At 47.0% G+C, this 17,067-nt stretch carries 19 protein-coding genes; 12 read left to right on the plus strand and 7 right to left on the minus strand.

Annotated elements, in window-relative coordinates; translation table 11 throughout:
* Window positions 1-65 precede the first annotated feature (65 nt).
* Window positions 66-1,886, minus strand: coding sequence for a transcription termination factor Rho (gene rho, locus Q1A23_RS16415; protein ID WP_299825241.1), 1,821 nt, complete (start codon window positions 1,884-1,886; stop codon window positions 66-68).
* A 286-nt stretch (window positions 1,887-2,172) separates the two neighbouring features.
* Between rho and serS the strand changes: the two genes are divergently transcribed.
* The gene (serS, locus tag Q1A23_RS16420) at window positions 2,173-3,447 is read left to right on the plus strand and encodes a serine--tRNA ligase (RefSeq protein WP_299825242.1); all 1,275 of its coding nucleotides are present in this window, start codon (window positions 2,173-2,175) and stop codon (window positions 3,445-3,447) included.
* A gap of 112 nt (window positions 3,448-3,559) precedes the next feature.
* On the opposite strand, the gene Q1A23_RS16425 is transcribed toward serS, so the two are convergent.
* Window positions 3,560-3,952 (minus strand): hypothetical protein, encoded by a 393-nt coding sequence (locus Q1A23_RS16425; protein ID WP_299825244.1) that lies wholly within the window; start codon window positions 3,950-3,952, stop codon window positions 3,560-3,562.
* Window positions 3,953-4,071: 119 nt separating this feature from the next.
* On the opposite strand from Q1A23_RS16425, the gene Q1A23_RS16430 reads away from it, so the two are divergent.
* Together Q1A23_RS16430 and Q1A23_RS16435 are read left to right on the plus strand one after the other, a co-directional pair.
* Window positions 4,072-4,602, plus strand: a complete 531-nt coding sequence (locus Q1A23_RS16430; protein WP_299825247.1) for a sigma-70 family RNA polymerase sigma factor — start codon at window positions 4,072-4,074, stop codon at window positions 4,600-4,602.
* An 18-nt stretch (window positions 4,603-4,620) separates the two neighbouring features.
* A complete protein-coding gene (locus Q1A23_RS16435) occupies window positions 4,621-5,226 on the plus strand; it encodes a hypothetical protein (protein WP_299825250.1) in 606 nt (201 codons plus the stop codon).
* Window positions 5,227-5,228: 2 nt separating this feature from the next.
* Here Q1A23_RS16435 and Q1A23_RS16440 read toward each other — a convergent pair whose 3' ends face one another.
* Both Q1A23_RS16440 and polX read right to left on the minus strand, forming a co-directional pair.
* Window positions 5,229-6,212: a glycosyltransferase family 9 protein gene (locus tag Q1A23_RS16440; RefSeq protein ID WP_299825252.1), complete on the minus strand. Its 984-nt coding sequence runs from the start codon at window positions 6,210-6,212 to the stop codon at window positions 5,229-5,231.
* A gap of 151 nt (window positions 6,213-6,363) precedes the next feature.
* Complete coding sequence (gene polX, locus Q1A23_RS16445) at window positions 6,364-8,067, minus strand: DNA polymerase/3'-5' exonuclease PolX (protein WP_299825255.1); 1,704 nt, start codon at window positions 8,065-8,067, stop codon at window positions 6,364-6,366.
* A gap of 125 nt (window positions 8,068-8,192) precedes the next feature.
* On the opposite strand from polX, the gene Q1A23_RS16450 reads away from it, so the two are divergent.
* Together Q1A23_RS16450 and Q1A23_RS16455 are read left to right on the plus strand one after the other, a co-directional pair.
* Window positions 8,193-8,597, plus strand: coding sequence for a hypothetical protein (locus Q1A23_RS16450; RefSeq protein WP_299825258.1), 405 nt, complete (start codon window positions 8,193-8,195; stop codon window positions 8,595-8,597).
* Window positions 8,598-8,650: 53 nt separating this feature from the next.
* Window positions 8,651-8,833 carry a hypothetical protein gene (locus Q1A23_RS16455; RefSeq protein WP_299825261.1) on the plus strand — a complete coding sequence of 61 codons (183 nt, stop codon included), beginning with the start codon at window positions 8,651-8,653 and terminating at the stop codon, window positions 8,831-8,833.
* Window positions 8,834-8,881: 48 nt separating this feature from the next.
* Here Q1A23_RS16455 and Q1A23_RS16460 read toward each other — a convergent pair whose 3' ends face one another.
* On the minus strand, window positions 8,882-9,013 hold the full coding sequence (locus tag Q1A23_RS16460; protein ID WP_299825264.1) for a hypothetical protein: 132 nt from the start codon (window positions 9,011-9,013) through the stop codon (window positions 8,882-8,884).
* 77 nt (window positions 9,014-9,090) lie between these two features.
* Between Q1A23_RS16460 and Q1A23_RS16465 the strand changes: the two genes are divergently transcribed.
* The 7 genes from Q1A23_RS16465 (at window position 9,091) to Q1A23_RS16495 (ending at window position 13,760) form a co-directional block, all read left to right on the plus strand.
* Window positions 9,091-9,279 carry a hypothetical protein gene (locus Q1A23_RS16465; protein ID WP_299825266.1) on the plus strand — a complete coding sequence of 63 codons (189 nt, stop codon included), beginning with the start codon at window positions 9,091-9,093 and terminating at the stop codon, window positions 9,277-9,279.
* A 7-nt stretch (window positions 9,280-9,286) separates the two neighbouring features.
* On the plus strand, window positions 9,287-9,481 hold the full coding sequence (locus Q1A23_RS16470; RefSeq protein WP_299825268.1) for a hypothetical protein: 195 nt from the start codon (window positions 9,287-9,289) through the stop codon (window positions 9,479-9,481).
* A gap of 59 nt (window positions 9,482-9,540) precedes the next feature.
* Complete coding sequence (locus Q1A23_RS16475) at window positions 9,541-9,945, plus strand: EVE domain-containing protein (protein ID WP_299825271.1); 405 nt, start codon at window positions 9,541-9,543, stop codon at window positions 9,943-9,945.
* A 124-nt stretch (window positions 9,946-10,069) separates the two neighbouring features.
* Window positions 10,070-11,560 (plus strand): hypothetical protein, encoded by a 1,491-nt coding sequence (locus Q1A23_RS16480; RefSeq protein ID WP_299825274.1) that lies wholly within the window; start codon window positions 10,070-10,072, stop codon window positions 11,558-11,560.
* 133 nt (window positions 11,561-11,693) lie between these two features.
* On the plus strand, window positions 11,694-12,242 hold the full coding sequence (pyrR, locus tag Q1A23_RS16485) for a bifunctional pyr operon transcriptional regulator/uracil phosphoribosyltransferase PyrR (protein WP_299825277.1): 549 nt from the start codon (window positions 11,694-11,696) through the stop codon (window positions 12,240-12,242).
* 9 nt (window positions 12,243-12,251) lie between these two features.
* Window positions 12,252-13,175, plus strand: a complete 924-nt coding sequence (locus tag Q1A23_RS16490; RefSeq protein WP_299825280.1) for an aspartate carbamoyltransferase catalytic subunit — start codon at window positions 12,252-12,254, stop codon at window positions 13,173-13,175.
* 48 nt (window positions 13,176-13,223) lie between these two features.
* Window positions 13,224-13,760, plus strand: coding sequence for an alpha/beta hydrolase (locus Q1A23_RS16495; protein WP_299825283.1), 537 nt, complete (start codon window positions 13,224-13,226; stop codon window positions 13,758-13,760).
* Window positions 13,761-13,826: 66 nt separating this feature from the next.
* On the opposite strand, the gene Q1A23_RS16500 is transcribed toward Q1A23_RS16495, so the two are convergent.
* Window positions 13,827-15,287: an OmpA family protein gene (locus Q1A23_RS16500; protein ID WP_299825286.1), complete on the minus strand. Its 1,461-nt coding sequence runs from the start codon at window positions 15,285-15,287 to the stop codon at window positions 13,827-13,829.
* Window positions 15,288-15,686: 399 nt separating this feature from the next.
* On the minus strand, window positions 15,687-16,979 hold the full coding sequence (locus Q1A23_RS16505) for an aminopeptidase P N-terminal domain-containing protein (RefSeq protein ID WP_299825288.1): 1,293 nt from the start codon (window positions 16,977-16,979) through the stop codon (window positions 15,687-15,689).
* Window positions 16,980-17,067 lie beyond the last annotated feature (88 nt).

Here is a 17,067-nt window from a genome sequence, read left to right on the forward strand (position 1 = left end):
ACAAAGCCGCCTGCCAGGTGTAATACCCAGCAGGCGGCTTTTATACTTTAAGCTAATGTTTATACTTAGCCGTTCATCGAAATCAGGAACTCTTCGTTGCTCTTCGTGCCTTTCATTCTGTCTTTCAGGAACTCCATAGCCTCTACAGAATTCATATCCGACATAAATTTGCGCAGGATCCAGACACGGTTCAGTTCGTCTTTGTCCATCAGTAGGTCTTCGCGGCGTGTACCAGATGCAGGAACATCGATAGCCGGGTAGATACGCTTGTTGGCCAGCTTACGATCCAGCTGAAGCTCCATGTTACCTGTACCTTTAAATTCTTCGAAGATAACTTCATCCATTTTAGAACCGGTATCGATAAGCGCAGTAGCAATGATGGTAAGCGAGCCACCGTTTTCTACGTTACGGGCAGCACCGAAGAAACGCTTTGGCTTATGCAGCGCGTTGGCATCCACACCACCCGATAAGATCTTACCAGACGACGGAACTACGGTGTTATAGGCACGAGCCAGACGGGTGATTGAATCTAGAAGTATAACCACATCATGGCCACACTCCACCATACGCTTCGCTTTATCAAGCACAATGCTCGATACTTTTACGTGGCGCTCTGCAGTCTCGTCAAAAGTAGAGGCAATTACCTCTGCGTTTACGCTGCGGGCCATGTCAGTAACCTCTTCCGGGCGTTCGTCGATCAACAGGATCATCAGGTATACTTCCGGGTGGTTTTCTGAAATAGCGTTGGCAATTTCCTTCAGTAACACAGTTTTACCTGTTTTTGGCTGCGCCACAATCATACCACGCTGGCCTTTACCTATTGGGGCAAAAAGGTCCAGTATACGCGTAGACATCATGCTTGGGCGTGTTGTCAGTTTTAAACGCTCTTCCGGGAACAGCGGTGTAAGGTGCTGGAACGGTATACGGTCACGGATTTCTTCGGTAGTACGTCCGTTTACAGTCTCTACTTTAAGCAAGGCAAAATACTTTTCGCCTTCTTTTGGTGGACGTATCTGGCCTTTTACAGTATCACCGGTTTTTAAACCGAATAGCTTTATCTGCGATGGCGATACATAGATATCATCCGGAGATGCTAAATAATTGTAGTGCGTAGAGCGAAGGAAACCATACCCATCCTGCATCAACTCTAAAACACCTTCATTTAGGATTATTCCGTCAAACTCTTTAAAGTTGCTATTGCTTACCTGCTGCTGGTTTGCACGGCGAGGGTTGTTGTCGCTTCTTTCGTTGCGGTTATCGTTACGCTGCTCTCCACGGTTATCACGCGGTTGCTCGTTTCTGTTGTCGTTACGCTGCTGCTCACGTCCCTCGTTACGATTGTCGTTGCGCTCAAAACGATTTTCTCTGTTATCGTTGCGGTTGTCGCGCTGCTCGTTACGGTTATCGCGTGGTGGCTGTTCTCCGCGGTTATCGCGCTGCTCGGTGCGGTTATCGTTACGCTGCTCACGGCCTTCGTTGCGGTTGTCGCGGCGGTTTAAGCGCTCACGCGGCTGTTCAGGTGCAACAGTTTGCGGGCCATGGTCTTTTAATGGTGCCGGTGCTGCAACTGCTGCTGCGTCTCTGCGGTTTGCCTGCTGTTCGCGCGGGGCTCTTCTTTCCGCTGGCGCAGGCGCTGCTGCCTCAACTGGTTCTTCTACAGCAACAGTTGTATTATCTTCAGCCTCATTGGCTGCAATTTCAGGTGTACGGGCAGGAGATTTGTACTTTTTGGCTACTTTTTCGGGAGGGGTAATGGCTTGCTGATCAAGGATTTTGTAAATAAGATCTTGTTTACTAAGCTTCTTGAAATTTTTAACGCCCAGATCTTCAGCAATTTCCTTGAGTTCTGAAAGAAGTCTATCTTTCAATTCTTCAATATTGTACATAAATAGTGGTATGGTAGTTAAATTAACTTTGCTAGGTTTGCATGGGCGAACGCAGCGAGAGATTTTATTTTTAAACTAGGAAATAGAATAGGTTGCGAAAGAGTTTTTTGAGGCACAGGAAAGGGCCTACATTAAAATTGCAGTGCAATGTTATTGCAATGCAGACTAATTAACAAATATTACCGGTCATTTTATGAAAAAAGTTTCACTATTTGTGTAAAAGATTTCGTAAATGCCTCAAACTACCCAAAAAAGTATATTTTTGTAGGTATACATAACACCAACTATGCTACAGCTATCAGTTTTAAGAGAGCAAACCGAGCAGGTAATTGCCGGCTTGAACAAGAAAAACTACAAAAACGCGGCCGAAGAGGTTACCGCTTTACTGGAGCTCGACCAGCGCCGGCGACAGGTGCAGAACGAGCACGATGAACTTCAGAGCAAAGCAAATTCACTTTCGAAGGAGATTGGCATGCTGATGAAGAACGGGGACCGTGAAAAAGCAGAAGCTTACAAATCAGAAACCTCCGAATTAAAGATAAAAACGAAAGCGCTGGCTGAGCAGCAATCCGCCCTTGAGGAGGAGATTCAGCAGGCACTTTACAAGCTGCCAAACCTGCCGCATGATAGCGTTCCTGCTGGTAGAACAGCAGAAGACAACGAAGTAGTTCTACAGCACGGAGAAATTCCTACATTGCATGAGGGCGCACAACCGCACTGGGAGCTTATACAGAAGTATGATATCATCGATTTCGAATTGGGCAACAAAATTACGGGTGCTGGCTTTCCGGTTTACAAGAAGCAGGGAGCCCGTTTACAGCGTGCCTTAATCAACTTCTTTTTAGATGAGGCCATAAAAGCCGGATACATGGAAGTGCAGCCTCCGATCTTGATAAATGAGGCATCAGGTTATGGCACAGGCCAGTTACCGGACAAAGAAGGCCAGATGTACCATGCTACAGAGGATAATTATTATCTGATCCCGACGGCAGAAGTACCGATCACGAACATTTACCGCGATGTGATTGTGCCTACAGAGCAGCTGCCAATTAAAAACACCGGCCATACACCATGCTTCCGTCGTGAGGCTGGCTCTTGGGGGGCCGATGTGCGCGGCCTAAACCGTTTGCACCAGTTTGATAAAGTAGAAATTGTACAGATAACGACACCAGAAAAGTCTTACGAGGCGCTGGAGGAGATGAGCAGCTACATACAGGGCTTGTTACAGAAACTGGAGTTGCCTTACCGCGTGCTGCGCCTTTGCGGTGGCGATATGGGCTTTACCTCTGCCCTAACCTACGACATGGAAGTATACTCTACTGCCCAAAGCCGTTGGCTGGAAGTAAGCTCTGCCTCTAACTTTGAAACGTACCAGGCCAACCGCCTGAAGCTGCGTTACAAAACAGAATCAGGTAAAACACAGCTGCTGCACACCTTAAATGGCAGTGCGCTTGCCCTGCCGCGTATTGTAGCCGCTATACTGGAGAATAACCAGACACCAGATGGCATTAACATGCCGAAGGTGCTGCACCCATACTTAGGATTTGAGAAGATCTCTTAGAATTCCTGCTTTACTTTAAAACAGAACAGCCGCTGACTTTATACTTCAGCGGCTGTTCTGTTTTATACTTCAAGTTATCAGCAGCGCCCTGCCGGGTGCTGCCGTAACAGCCTTAGCCGTACTGCTCCAGGTACTGTTGGTAGTGGTTCTTCAGTTTATACTTCTTAAGTTCCTCCCTGGCTTCATCTATACTTTGTGCTGTTAAAGTATGTGTGCGCAGCAGCTCAAGTATGGCTTCCTCCTCGGCAGGTTCCATACTTTCGTAGGCTTGCACAAAGGCAACAGCAAGAGCCAGTTTGTTTTTCTGTACTTGCACAAGTTTAACAGCTATCAGTTTCTCCAGCGCCTCTTCCACCTCCTTTAAAGTATAAACGGTACCACCTGCAGCATCGGCCATTAGTAAAATTTCCTGCAAAGGGGCACCTCCCTCTCCGCCTGTTGCTAAAAGTATGGCTTCCAGAAATTGTGCGTCAGTTGGTTGCCAGGTTAGGTTATAGTCAGGCATCTTGTTTAATTATTTTAATCTCATGTAATTTTCTGATTTATTTTGATACTAACAACATACAAAAGCAAAACAGAAAGACATTCTTAACGCAGGTTTTCGCCAAAAAGGTAAATGCAAGTATGATTACCAAATCTCCAGAAGATGAATTCTTAGACATGATTCAGACAAATGCCAGCATCATACATAAAGTGGTGCGGCTTTATATAGACGACCCGGAAGACCGCAAAGATCTGCTGCAGGAGATTATTGGCCAAGCCTGGAAATCATTTTCAAGTTTTAGAGGCGAAGCTAAGTTTTCTACGTGGCTTTACCGGATTAGCGCAAACACGGTGCTTACATACAAGCGCAAACAACAACCTGTGCCTCACCCGCTGGACAATAAGTTGCACGATCATATCGCAGCCTCTGATGAGGTGGAAAACGCTCAGGCGGAGTTGCTTTTGGCAGCCATAAAGCGTTTGCCCGAAACAGACAGGCTGCTGGTATCGCTGCACCTGGATGGCTACAGCAACGAAGAAGTTGCCGATGTGGTGGGTTTAGATAAACCACATGTAGCCGTAAAGCTGCACCGCATAAAGCAGCAGCTCATAAAGATGCTGAAACCGCACGCCAACGCAAATGAATCAGTAAAAGCATCAACTAAGGCATAAAACTTAATCAACGACATAATGGACTTACATAAAGCGTGGCAAGATTTAAACCAGCCAGAAAAATCAGAAAATAAGTTAACAAAAAAAGAAATGACAGAAGCCCTTTACAAAGACTCCCAAATGCCCTTGCCGGGGCTGCGCAAGCGGCTGATAGCCAAACTTGGTTACCTGATTTTCTTTACAGCCTTGTATGCAGGTATTATTCTTTACGTGGATCAGGTATTTGTTAAAATCCTTTTTAGTATGGTTGTAGCCGTACATGCAGCCTTTATAGTTGCTTTTCTGGCAGAGCTGAAACAGCTTGACAACGCAGGAGCGCCAGATGCCAGCTTGCTGCAAACCTTACAAAAATACTACTACCATGTCCGGAAAATTCTAAAGTATGAGGAGTGGTACGGCATCGTAGTTTTCCCTATTATCATTCCGGCAAGTTTAATTCTGGGCCAGGTATTTACAGATCCTGCGGCAGAGGTTGTGTTCACGACCAAGCGACTACTTTATATGATCTTTTTAGTTGCTGTTTTAGGGCCCTTAGCACATTTCGCTGCCCGAAAAATGAATAATTACGCCTACGGAAGTTACCTGAAACAACTCAGAAACAACATTAAGGCTTTAAAAAGCTAGTACTACGCGTTAAGTGATAAACCGTCGAACGGTATATCGCGCATGCACTTAAAATGCCCTTTTGGGCATTTTTTGTATCCAATTTTAGAGCAGGGGCGACAGCTGAGGCCTTGCACTTCCAGCACCTTATACTTTGTCCGGAAGGGGTACATGCCAAACTCCGGAATGGTGTTGCCCCACACGCTGATAATATCTTTCTGAAAAGCGGCTGCAATGTGCATGAGGCCGGTATCGTGGCTTACCACCTGCGTTGCCTGCCGCACCAGCGAGGCTGAGCCGTTCAGGTTATACTTGCCGCAGGCGTTGTACACCTTCAAAGCCTCATTAAAGTTAGTTGCCCGCAAAAACTCGGCTACGGTATCTCCAGTATCAAAATCTTCTTTGCCCCCTAAAAGTATAATAGGCTGCTGCAGTTGCTCGCACAGTTCTATTATTCTGTCAACGGGCAAACGCTTAGTATAATGCTGTGCGCCAATGGCAAAGGCTACATAGCCGTTCTGAAAACCAGCTGGCAAAGTATGGATATCCACCTCATCCTTGGCAGGTATAAAATAATCTAAGCCTTTGCCGTCATCTTTCACGCCAAGGGCAGCGGCGGCATCCAGGTAACGTTGTACAATGTGCACATCCGGCAAACGGTTGATTTTAAAGTTCACCATCAGCCATTTTTCGTAGTTAAGCTTATTAAAGCTGCGGCTTGGCTTGCCCAATTTAGCTTTAATCACACGAGTGCGCAGGTTGTTGTGCAGGTCTACTACATAATCAAAGTTTTCTGCCTTTAGCTCCTGCACCAGGTCGCCTAACTTATCGCCCAGCACATGCACCTTGTCTACATACGGGTTATTGGCAAGTATACTCTGGAAAGCTTTTTTAGTGCAATAGTGCACCTCCGCGCCGGGCACCTGCTCTTTTATGCAGCGGATTACGGGTGTGGTAAGCACAATATCCCCGATAGAGGAAAAACGTAGTATGAGGATTTTTGGCATTTTATACTTTCAATAATGGCGTGAGCCGCAGTTCCAAGTATTTTTGGAGCATTCGCGCGCTTGTTTTGCTATAGCAGGGGCCTCTGGACTAAATATGCTATTCCCCTCCGAGGAGGGGAATTCTAGTTGCAAGGCAATAGTTTATACTTTACTACTTTATCTTCTCCTTCCGCTCTCTGAAATACTGCTCTGCTTCCTCCACAGATTTTGAGTTAAAAGTCATTTCTTTGGTTAAGCCTCCTTTGCGGCCAACCAGTACGCCATACTTCATGTCGTCGTAGCCGCTGGTGTGGTGGGCATCGGGGTTTATACTTAGCATTACGCCTTTATCAAGCGCATACTGTACCCAACGCCAATCCAGGTCCAGGCGCCACGGGTTTGAGTTTATCTCGATGATCACGTTGTTGGCAGCACAAGCGTCTATTACCTCTTTATGGTTGATGGGATAGCCTTCGCGGCGCAACAATAAACGGCCGGTTGGGTGGCCCAGCATGGTTGTGTATGGATTTTCGATGGCTGCTATCAGACGTGCTGTAGCCTTTTTCTCGTCCATGTTTAAAGTGCTGTGGATGCTGGCAACTATAAAGTCAAAAGTTTTGAGGATATCCTTGTCGTAGTCCAGCGAACCATCTCCCAGAATATCAGACTCAATGCCTTTAAATATCTTAAACGGAGCCAGTTTCTTGTTCAGTTCGTCAATCTCTTTTTGCTGGCGCAGCACATCGCCTTCGCGCAAGCCGCCGGCATAAGAGGCTGTTTTGCTGTGGTCGGAAATGCCCAGGTACTGGTAGCCCATGTCGCGGCAGTAAACAGCCATTTGCTCCAGCGTATGCGCGCCATCAGAGTAGGTGCTGTGGTTGTGCAGTATTCCTTTCAGGTCGGTGAGCTCCAGCAGTTCCGGCAGTTTGTTTTCCAGCGCCAGTTGTATCTCGTTGGTGCCTTCGCGCAGTTCCGGCGCTACATAAGCCATGCCTGCCGATTTGTAAATGTCTGCCTCAGAAGTATAGCCCTGTTCACGTACCACCGTTAATAAGTTCGTGCTGCTTGTAAATGGCTGCGACAGGTGCTCCAGGCTTGAAGAACAAAGAAAAAGCTCGTTTGCAAAACGCTCTTCCGGCACCAGCTTAACCTCCACCGAGAGGCCGTTTAAAGTATATGCCCCGCGCCAGGCAAATGGGCCTGATGCTCTTTCATCTTCCTCCAGTTCTGCAATTGTATTCAAGGCACCATGTGCAGTAGCAGGAGTGCTAGTACCAAGTATAAACTGCAGGTTGGTGATGATCTCCATGCGGCGGCGCACCTCTCCTGCCAACGCCACCTGTGCACCTGGCAAGGCTGCTTTTATACTTTGCAGTAAGGCCTCTGCTCCTGCCTCGGCCTCGGCATAAAGCAGTTTGCCACGGTTTTGCTGGGTAAAGAGCAGCGCCTGTTTTATGTTTTCTTGTGTTTTTGCGCCAAAGCCTTTCAGCTTGCTTACCTTATCCTGTTCGCAGGCCTCCAGCAGTTCTTCCACGGTTTCGGTACCGAGCTCCCTCCAGAGGTTGCGTACTTTTTTGGGGCCGATGCCTTTAATGCGCAGCATCTCCACCACTCCCGGAGGCGTGGCTGCCAGCATCTGGTCCAACTCTTCAAACGAGCCGGTGGTGTTTATCTCTACTATTTTAGCCGCAATGCCCTTGCCTACGCCCTGTATACTTTCCAGCTGGGTTTGGCTCATGCCGGCTAGCGGATCTTCTACGAGCTCCAGGGTGCCTACTGCATTGGTGTAGGAACGTATTTTGAATGGATTCTCGTCGTGCAGCTCCATCAGCTCGGCTGCAAGCTTAAATAATCTGATTATCTTCTTATTTTCCAAGGCTCTGTTGCGTATAGTTACAAAGATAGAAAAAGCACCCGAACCCTTTGCCTGTGCTTTTATATTCGTTTACTTCTATATAAAGACAGAATTAACTATCTTAGCAAAGTAAACATATATACTATATGAAATACGCTTCGTTGCTATGCCTGCTTTGCCTGCTGTTTATGGCAAATACCTGTAAAAGAAATAAACTGGAATCTGAGCTGATAGGCAAAACATGGTTGCACTCTTACGAAGAAGATGAAGGCGACATAACCGTTTACCGCCCCAACACTTTTGATTTTCCGCCGTCGCGCGGCAGAACAGGTTTTGCCCTGGAAAAAGAAGGCGTACTAAAGCAATATGACATTGCCCCTACCGATGGACTGGAAGAGCACCTGGGCAAATGGACAAGGGAAGACAAAGATAAAATACGCGTACAGTTTGAGGGCAACGAGCAGCAGGAACAAGGCTACCTTATAGAGGTGGTATCGCTAAAAAATGATGTGCTTAAGATAAAGAAGACTGCCGCAGATAAGGAAGAGTAAGCTTGCTGGCAAGTATAAATTCGGTCATGTTATACATTCATACGTTACGCCTTATGAAATACCAGAACCTGAATAACCGCACACGCATACGCATTATCCTTGCCCTGCTGTTACTGCTGGTGCTTATGATAAGCTTTAACATTGGCTCTGGCTTTTTTACTGGCCTGGCAGGTGGGTTGCTTCTGAGTGCCCTTGTTGCAGAACTTGTTATTTACTATAACAGAAGCACGCATTAATCCATTTAACGGCTCTAAAACCTTAAATACCAGACTCATGCTATCCTTTTACAGCAAATTAACGCGCAACACCCGCTGGCTTATTTTCATGCCGCTGTTGTTCTTAAATTCTGTGCTTACGGCTTTCAAACTTGTGCCAGGCCCGGTAAGCTGGTTATTCTCCGGAGTGTTATTTGGCATGCTGCTGTTCGCCTTGCTAGTGTATATAAAAGAACAAAAAAAGGCCTGAAGTCCATCTCTTAATCAAACTTGGACTTGTGAGGTTAACAACTCATACTAAAGCAGCTTTCTTCTTGCTGATAATAGCCGTTACCACGGGCCTTATACTATCCGGCACCTCGTTTACACCTTTTTGGGCCGGTGCAATTTATACCTGGCTTGCCTGCGGCATTGCTGGCGTAATGGTGCAACTAGTTTTATACTTTAAAAACAGGCTATCAACCTGAACTGCCTATGCTGGTCTACGAGAAAATATCAAAATCAAACCGTACTATAATTGCCATACTAATGCTGTTTGTATTTATGGCTTTGGTGGTGGCCGATATTTTCATCAGCTTTTTCGGAGGCATGGTGGTGGGGGTGCTGCTGTTCCAGTTTTTCCTGGAGGCCCGCATGTTTCTCTACGCCAAAAAACGCCGAAAATTTTAACACCCACTAACGTAACATCACAAGTATACTTTTAACCTTTACTTACCCTAATTAAACGAATGCATTACTGGCTTGTAAAATCAGAACCAGAAACTTACTCCTGGGCGAACCTGGTAAAAGACGGAAAAACAATGTGGGATGGCGTGCGCAACTACCAGGCACGTAATAATATGCAGCAGATGCAACCCGGCGATATGGTTTTGTTTTATCACAGCGTATCCGAAAAGGCCATTGTAGGCATTGCTAAAGTAGACAAAGCCGCTTACCCCGACCCAACTGCTAAAGAAGGAAACTGGGTGGTGGTAGACCTCGTGCCTTTCCGTGATTTTAAGGAGCCTGTAACGTTGGAGCAAATAAAAAAAGACGAACGCTTGCAAAACATTGCTCTTTTGCGCCAGTCGCGCCTCTCGGTAATGCCGCTTAAAGCAGAAGAGTTTGATGTGCTGCTGGCTTTAGGCAATTAGGGCCCTGCAGCTGTAGGGGCTGATAAAATATAACCGATATAACAACGAATGGCGCCTGAAACAAGTACATAGGGACAGGCGCCATTTATACTTTCCTGGTACTACATAGCATAAAAACCCTACTATGGCTAAAGTACGCATCGTATTATACTTGTACCTGTTGCTGTTTGCTGCTGTTACTCTTGCACAGCAGCCTGCACAGCCTGTGCGCCTGGAGCTGCCTTTCGATAAAACCGCAACTGTGGCAGAGGTACTCGCCTTACCGGATAGCGCCCTCCTGCTTTACCACAAAACCAGCAACGCCTGGAACACCAAAGCCACCTTTTACTTTACAAAGTATAACCATAAGCTGGAAGAAGTATGGAGCACAACCGCAGAACTCCCGCCTCGCTACGACTATATCCGGCACTACAACGAAGCTCCTTATACTTACCTCATCTTTAGCGGCGAGATACCCGAGCAGTACATTATTACCAGGACAAACATAAGCAACGGCATCACAGAAGTTAAAAAGTATGAGTTAAAAGACATTGAAACCATACATGAGTTTAATGTACTGCAGGGCAATTATTTTCTGATAGGCCGCGACCGCTTTAGCCAAAAGCCGCTGCTGCTGCACCTGAAGCCCTCCGACGACAAGCCAAAGCAACTACCCTCCGTTTACGGCGATGAGTCCACGTTTTCGGACATGCTGGCCGACCTGGAGAATGAGCGGCTGGATGTGGTACTTACCGAGTCCAATGGCCGTGTATCGAGGCTACAGGTAAAGAGCTTTACAGCAGAAGGAGAATTAATAAGCAACCATTTTATACTGCAGCAGAACAACATGAGCCTGCTTAATGCCGAAATTACGCCCGGCGACAGCGCCCAGAAAATGCTGTTAGGCACATATGGCACCCGGGATCTTCGGTTTACCAGCGGTTTCTTTTCCACGCCAGTAACATCGGTTTATTCCAGCGGAGACTTTTATAGTGTGCTGCAGTTTAAAAACTTCCTGAAGTACATGAAGCCCCGCCGCGAGGAACGCACGCGTAAGCGTGAGGCCGAACGCCTGCGCCTGGGCAAAGAGCCACAGTACCGTTTCCGTATACTGCTGCACGACCTAATTACCACCCCTACGGGCTATGTATTGGCTGGCGAGGCATACTACCCTCAATACCGCAGCAACTCAAACCAATATAACATTGACAGGCTAGGCCAGCGGCAGGCCTTTATGCAACAATCGGATGGATATAAGCGCACGCATGCCATTGCGATGGGTTTTGATAAGCAGGGAAATTTGTTGTGGGATAATGCTTTTCCGCTGAAAGATGTATCAAGCATGGAACTGGTGCATACCGTAGAAGTTGCCCGTGCCAGAGATGGCCGCGTGATAATGGCCTATCCCGAGAAAGACGAAGTTATCTACCATATCATGCACGAAGACAAGTATGACGACAAAGCGCACAGGCTACAGATAATGACTTACAACGAAAGCGAAAAGGCGCAGCTCACAGAGTATCCCGGCATCATTAAGTGGTTTGACAATAATTTCGTCGCTTTTGGGTTCCAGCGCATCAAGCCATCCCGTGGCGAGGCTCGCAATGTGTTTTACCTGAACAAGATCAGCTTTTGATTATTGGCAACTAATTGTTTGCTGCAGGGAAGTAGAGTATAGACGCGACTTTTTCCGCAATGAAACAATTAACCCATCTAACCATTCAACAATCAACTTAAACTCTCTATATTTGTAAGCAAGACAACCGGCTATGCAGAAAAGACTCATCGTAAACCACCAATTGCTCGAGATCATGGTGATGCGCCTTTGCCACCAGCTTATCGAAAACCACGGCGACTTTTCTGATTCTGTTATACTTGGCCTGCAACCCCGCGGCATTCACGTAGCCCAGCGCATCCAGAAAACTTTAGCATCCATACTTGGCAAGCAGGTACCAACCGGCTACCTCGACACCACGTTTCACCGCGACGATTTCCGCCGCCGCGACACCCCACTTACAGCAAACGCAACTAAAATAGATTTTCTGATTGAGGGTAAGAAAGTGATATTAGTGGATGATGTGCTGTATACGGGCCGCTCTGTAAGGGCTGCCATGGATGCCATGATTGCTTATGGCCGCCCTGCCAACGTGGAGCTGCTCGTGCTGATAGACAGGCTATACACGCGCCACCTGCCCATACAACCAACGTATGTGGGCCGCCATGTAAACTCCTTGCAAAGCCAGCGGGTACTGGTAGCATGGCAGGGGCAGGATACACCGGAAGACAATATCTGGCTGATTACTAAAACCGACGAATAGATTCCTCCCATGCAAGAGCTTAGCGTTAGGCACCTTTTAGGCATCAAAGACATCACTTCTCAGGATATTCAACTCATCTTCGAGACTGCCGACAATTTTAAAGACGTGCTTAACAGGCCTATTAAAAAAGTGCCCTCGCTGCGCGATATTACCATTGCCAACGTTTTCTTTGAGAACTCTACCCGCACACGCCTCTCCTTCGAGCTTGCCGAAAAGCGACTTTCTGCCGATGTGATCAACTTCAGCAGCAGCGGCAGTTCCGTTAAAAAAGGCGAAACCTTGCTGGATACGGTAAACAATATCCTGGCCATGAAAGTGGACATGATCGTGATGCGCCACTCCAGCCCCGGGGCACCGCACTTCCTGAGCCGCCATATACAAGCCAACATCGTAAACGCCGGCGACGGTACACACGAGCACCCAACGCAGGCACTACTGGATAGTTTCTCCATCCGAGAAAAGTTCGGAGATGTGGCTGGGAAAAAAGTAGTGATCATTGGTGACATTCTGCACTCCAGGGTGGCGCTTTCGAACATCTTTGCTTTACAGAAGCTGGGCGCTGAGGTGATGGTTTGCGGGCCTATTACCTTGTTGCCAAAGTATATCAAGGAACTTGGCGTTAAAGTAGAGCTTGACATCCGCAGGGCCCTTGCCTGGTGCGATGTAGCCAACGTGCTGCGCATACAGCTGGAACGCCAGCAAATGAAATACTTCCCGTCGCTGCGAGAGTACACGTTATACTATGGCATCAACAAAAAAATGCTGGATAGCCTGGACAAAGAGATTGTGCTGATGCACCCGGGCCCGATAAACCGTGGCGTAGAACTTAGCTCCGATGCCGCCGACTCACACCACTCTATTATACTGAACCAAGTAGAGAACGGCGTTGCCATACGCATGGCCATTTTATACTTGCTCGCTTCTAAGCAATAAGTATAACACCCACATAAATACGTTATTTACTGGCATCAGCAACAACTTATGAAGGATACGCAGGTGATACATGTGCCGGGTTTAGGAAACTCTGGTCCTGAGCATTGGCAAAGCATCTGGCAACAAAACGAACCTGCCAGCCTACGTGTGCAGCAAGCAGACTGGGATAATCCTGTTTGTGAAGACTGGGTAGAGGAATTGCAGCGTGTCATCTCTGCTGTAAAAGATAAAGATATTCTGTTGGTGGCACACAGCCTGGGTTGCCTTACGGTAGCGCATTGGGCCAAAAAGTATAAAGCACCCGTAAAAGCGGCATTTTTGGTTGCGCCCCCTGAAGTTGAAATAAATGTTACGCTAAAGGAGGTGCTTGATTTCGCTCCGTTCCCGAAGTATAAACTCCCTTTCCGGTCTATGCTGGTGGCAAGCACCGACGACGAGTACTTAACAATTGAACGAGCAGAATACCTGGCAAACCTATGGGGTAGCGAGTTTGTGAATGTTGGTGCATTAGGCCACATCAACGCTTACTCGAATATAGGTGCCTGGGAACAGGGGCAAAAGCTTTTTGAGAGGCTAAAGGCTTAATAATAAGTATAAACAGAAAAGGGCCGCAGATAAATCTGCGGCCCTTTTCTGTTTATACTTAGATACTTAATCTAAATTCAGTTGCATGTCCGGGGTATTCATTTCAAATCCTACCCTTCTGTTTCTGGCTCTTGCGCTTTCTGTTCTGCGCTTAGACAACCTTTCGTTTACTTTCACAAGTGGCTGGCTTTCACCGTAACCTCTTGTTACTAATCTGTCTGGGTTCTGAACACCACGCTCAATTAAGTAATCCTTAACGGCTTGTGCTCTGCGCTCAGAAAGAGCCTGGTTGTACTCTTCAGAACCAACGTGGTCAGCGTGACCTTTGATCAACAGTACGTGGTCTGGGTATTTACCTAGCACAGTTACGATGCTGTCAAGCAGTTGCTTGTAGCCTTCCTGTACTCTGGCTCTGTCAAACTCGAAGCGTACTTTCTCTTCCAGTATTTTCTTCGTAGCTGCATCTAGTTCAGGGCAACCGTTGGCGGTACCTGGACCTGGAGTGTTAGGGCAAGCATCTTCGTTATCAGCTACACCGTCACCGTCAGAGTCTGTTGGGCAACCGTCTGGGCCTGTCTGTACGCCAGCCGGAGTATCAGGGCACTTGTCGTCTTTGTCAGCTACGCCGTCACCGTCAGAGTCAGGGCAACCGTTAGTGGCAGCTGTACCGGCCTCATCTGGGCACTCGTCATTTCTGTCTGCTACGCCGTCACCATCTCTGTCAGGGCAACCGTTCAGGTTAGCTACGCCAGCCTCTGTAGGGCACTCATCCTGGTAGTCAGCTACACCGTCGCCGTCTGTATCAATCGGGCAACCGTCTTTGTCAACTTGCACACCAGTCGGAGTGTCTGGGCATTTGTCTCTTCTGTCAGGCACACCGTCCATGTCTGTATCTGTTGCTTTACCTAAGTTAAAGCCCAGACCAACGTTGTGCATCAGGAAGCGGTCGTTGTCACTTACATCATAGCCATCAATCTTATCCTGGCCCATGATCATGTAGTTGGTTTCTACAAATGCGGAAACAGCATCAGAAAAACGGAAGCGAATACCGGCACCACCTCTTGCAGCAGCCGTTATAAACTTGTCGTCAACCTGAGGGCTGCCATCGGCTCTTACTGCATCCGTTTTAACCCATGCACCACCACCGGCAATCTGCAGGTATGGCCCGATAAAAGCATCTTCTTTAAGAATGGTACCATACATTTTCAGCCTTAAGCCAAGCATAGCTGTACCCATCTGGGCATCAAATCTACCGAGTGCTTCATTCGCCTCAGTACTTCCGTAGGTCAGGTGCAAACCTCCATCAAAGGAACGGCTTATGTAACGGTTAAGCGATAAACCGCCGCCCCATTCCAGGTCACCGAATTTATCGTCACCATCTAAATCACCTTTGTATTGCAGGGCACTTCCGTATATCTGGAGATTTGTCCTCTGGTCACCGCTTTGTGCAAATAACGCTGAACTTGCTGTCAGCATTAATGTAAGCACGAAAGCAATTGTACTCAGTTTTGTAATTCTTGTTTGCATGATTCTATATTGTATATTTTGATATGATAATACGCGCATGTTTTCATTCAAGTTTTAAGATATTAAAAAAATAACTGAACGTAGAGTCTGGGAAGCGTTTGATAAGGCAGGGCTAGTGGTGGTGTAAACATTCTATTCATAAGCAACGCTTTTAAAAATCATGGAACGAAAAGATCTGACATCTAACTCTTTCCTAATTCAAAATTGTACAGCTTTTTAAAGCCGCACCAACCTCTGGCTAGAAGTAATTACCCAATATTTTAAACTGATAAAGGGTTACAAGGTTGTAGCTACATAAAAAAATTAGAGCAAAGGCCCTTATTTTAGAGTAAGAACAATAAAAAAGGTTGCCAGCAAATTGCCAGCAACCCTACCGATACGCTATGTTAACCCCTTTATTTAAACCTTTTGCATAATTTGCTCTATCTCATCTGCCTCCAGGGGTATGTTTGCCATCAAATCCACCGGCCCATTAATAGTTACAAGTATATCATTCTCTAACCTGACGCCTATACCTTCTTCTCTTATATAGATGCCCGGCTCGCAGGTAAATACCATGCCCTCTTCAAAAGTACGGTGCTTATCTCCTACATCATGCACATCCAGGCCCAGGTGGTGCGAGGTGCCGTGCATAAAATATTTTTTGTAAAGAGGGTTTTGCGGGTCTTGGTGGCGCACATCGTTTTCGTTTAGCAAGCCCAGTTGTATAAGTTCGTTTTCCATAACTGTACCTACAAACTTATGGTATTGGCCTAAAGTGTTACCAGGCACCAGCATTTGCGTTGCGGCCTTCATTACACGTAGCACCGCATTGTATACTTCGCGCTGCCTTTTGGTGAATTTACCATTTACAGGTATGGTGCGCGTTAAGTCCGATGCATAGTTGGCATACTCTGCCCCAAAATCCATCAGCACCAAATCACCGGCCTTGCATTCGCGTTCGTTATCTACATAATGTAAAATGCAGGCATTTGCCCCAGATGCTATAATAGGTTGGTAAGCTGGCCCTTTAGACCGGTTACGGATAAACTCATGGTAAATTTCTGCCTCTACGTCGTACTCCATTACACCTGGCCTCATAAACCCAAGCACTCTCCTGAAGGCTTTTTCGGTGATGTGGCATGCCTGCTTTATCAGCGCCACCTCTGCCTCAGACTTTACAGCACGCAGCAAATGCATAATGAGTGCCACGCGCTCATACTTATGCACCGGGTAGTTTACCATCATCCATTTCATAAACCGGGCATCGCGGGTCTCTACCTCTACTACGGCCCTTGGGTGCTCGTTCGAGTTCAGGTAAATGTACTCTGCCTCTGGCAGCAACGCATGCAGAAAGGAATTGAACTCGTGCGTCCAGAGCACGGTTTTTATGCCCGATACATCCTGTGCCTGCTGCTTGGTAAGTTTGTAGCCTTCCCATGTGAGGATGTGGTCATTGGTTTCGCGCACAAAAAGCACTTCTTTCAGGCGTGGGTCCCTGGAGTCAGGAAACAGGAGCAGGATGCTTTCTTCCTGGTCTATGCCTGACAGGTAAAAGAGGTCGTTGTTTTGCCGGAAGGGCATCGTGCCATCCGCATTGGTCGGCATTACATCGTTGGAGTTGAAGATGGCGACAGAACGGGGCTTGAGGTGCTTAATTAAATTGCGGCGGTTTTGCACAAACAGCTCTTGTGCAATGGGGGCGTATCTCATAGTTTACTCTTAGGGTCTGGATGATTATCAGCCTAAGTTAGTAAAATTATTATTTCAGAGGGCAGTTGGAAAGGCTATACTTTATACG

This window comes from uncultured Pontibacter sp., assembly GCF_947492645.1.
Taxonomy (GTDB): Bacteria; Bacteroidota; Bacteroidia; order Cytophagales; family Hymenobacteraceae; genus Pontibacter.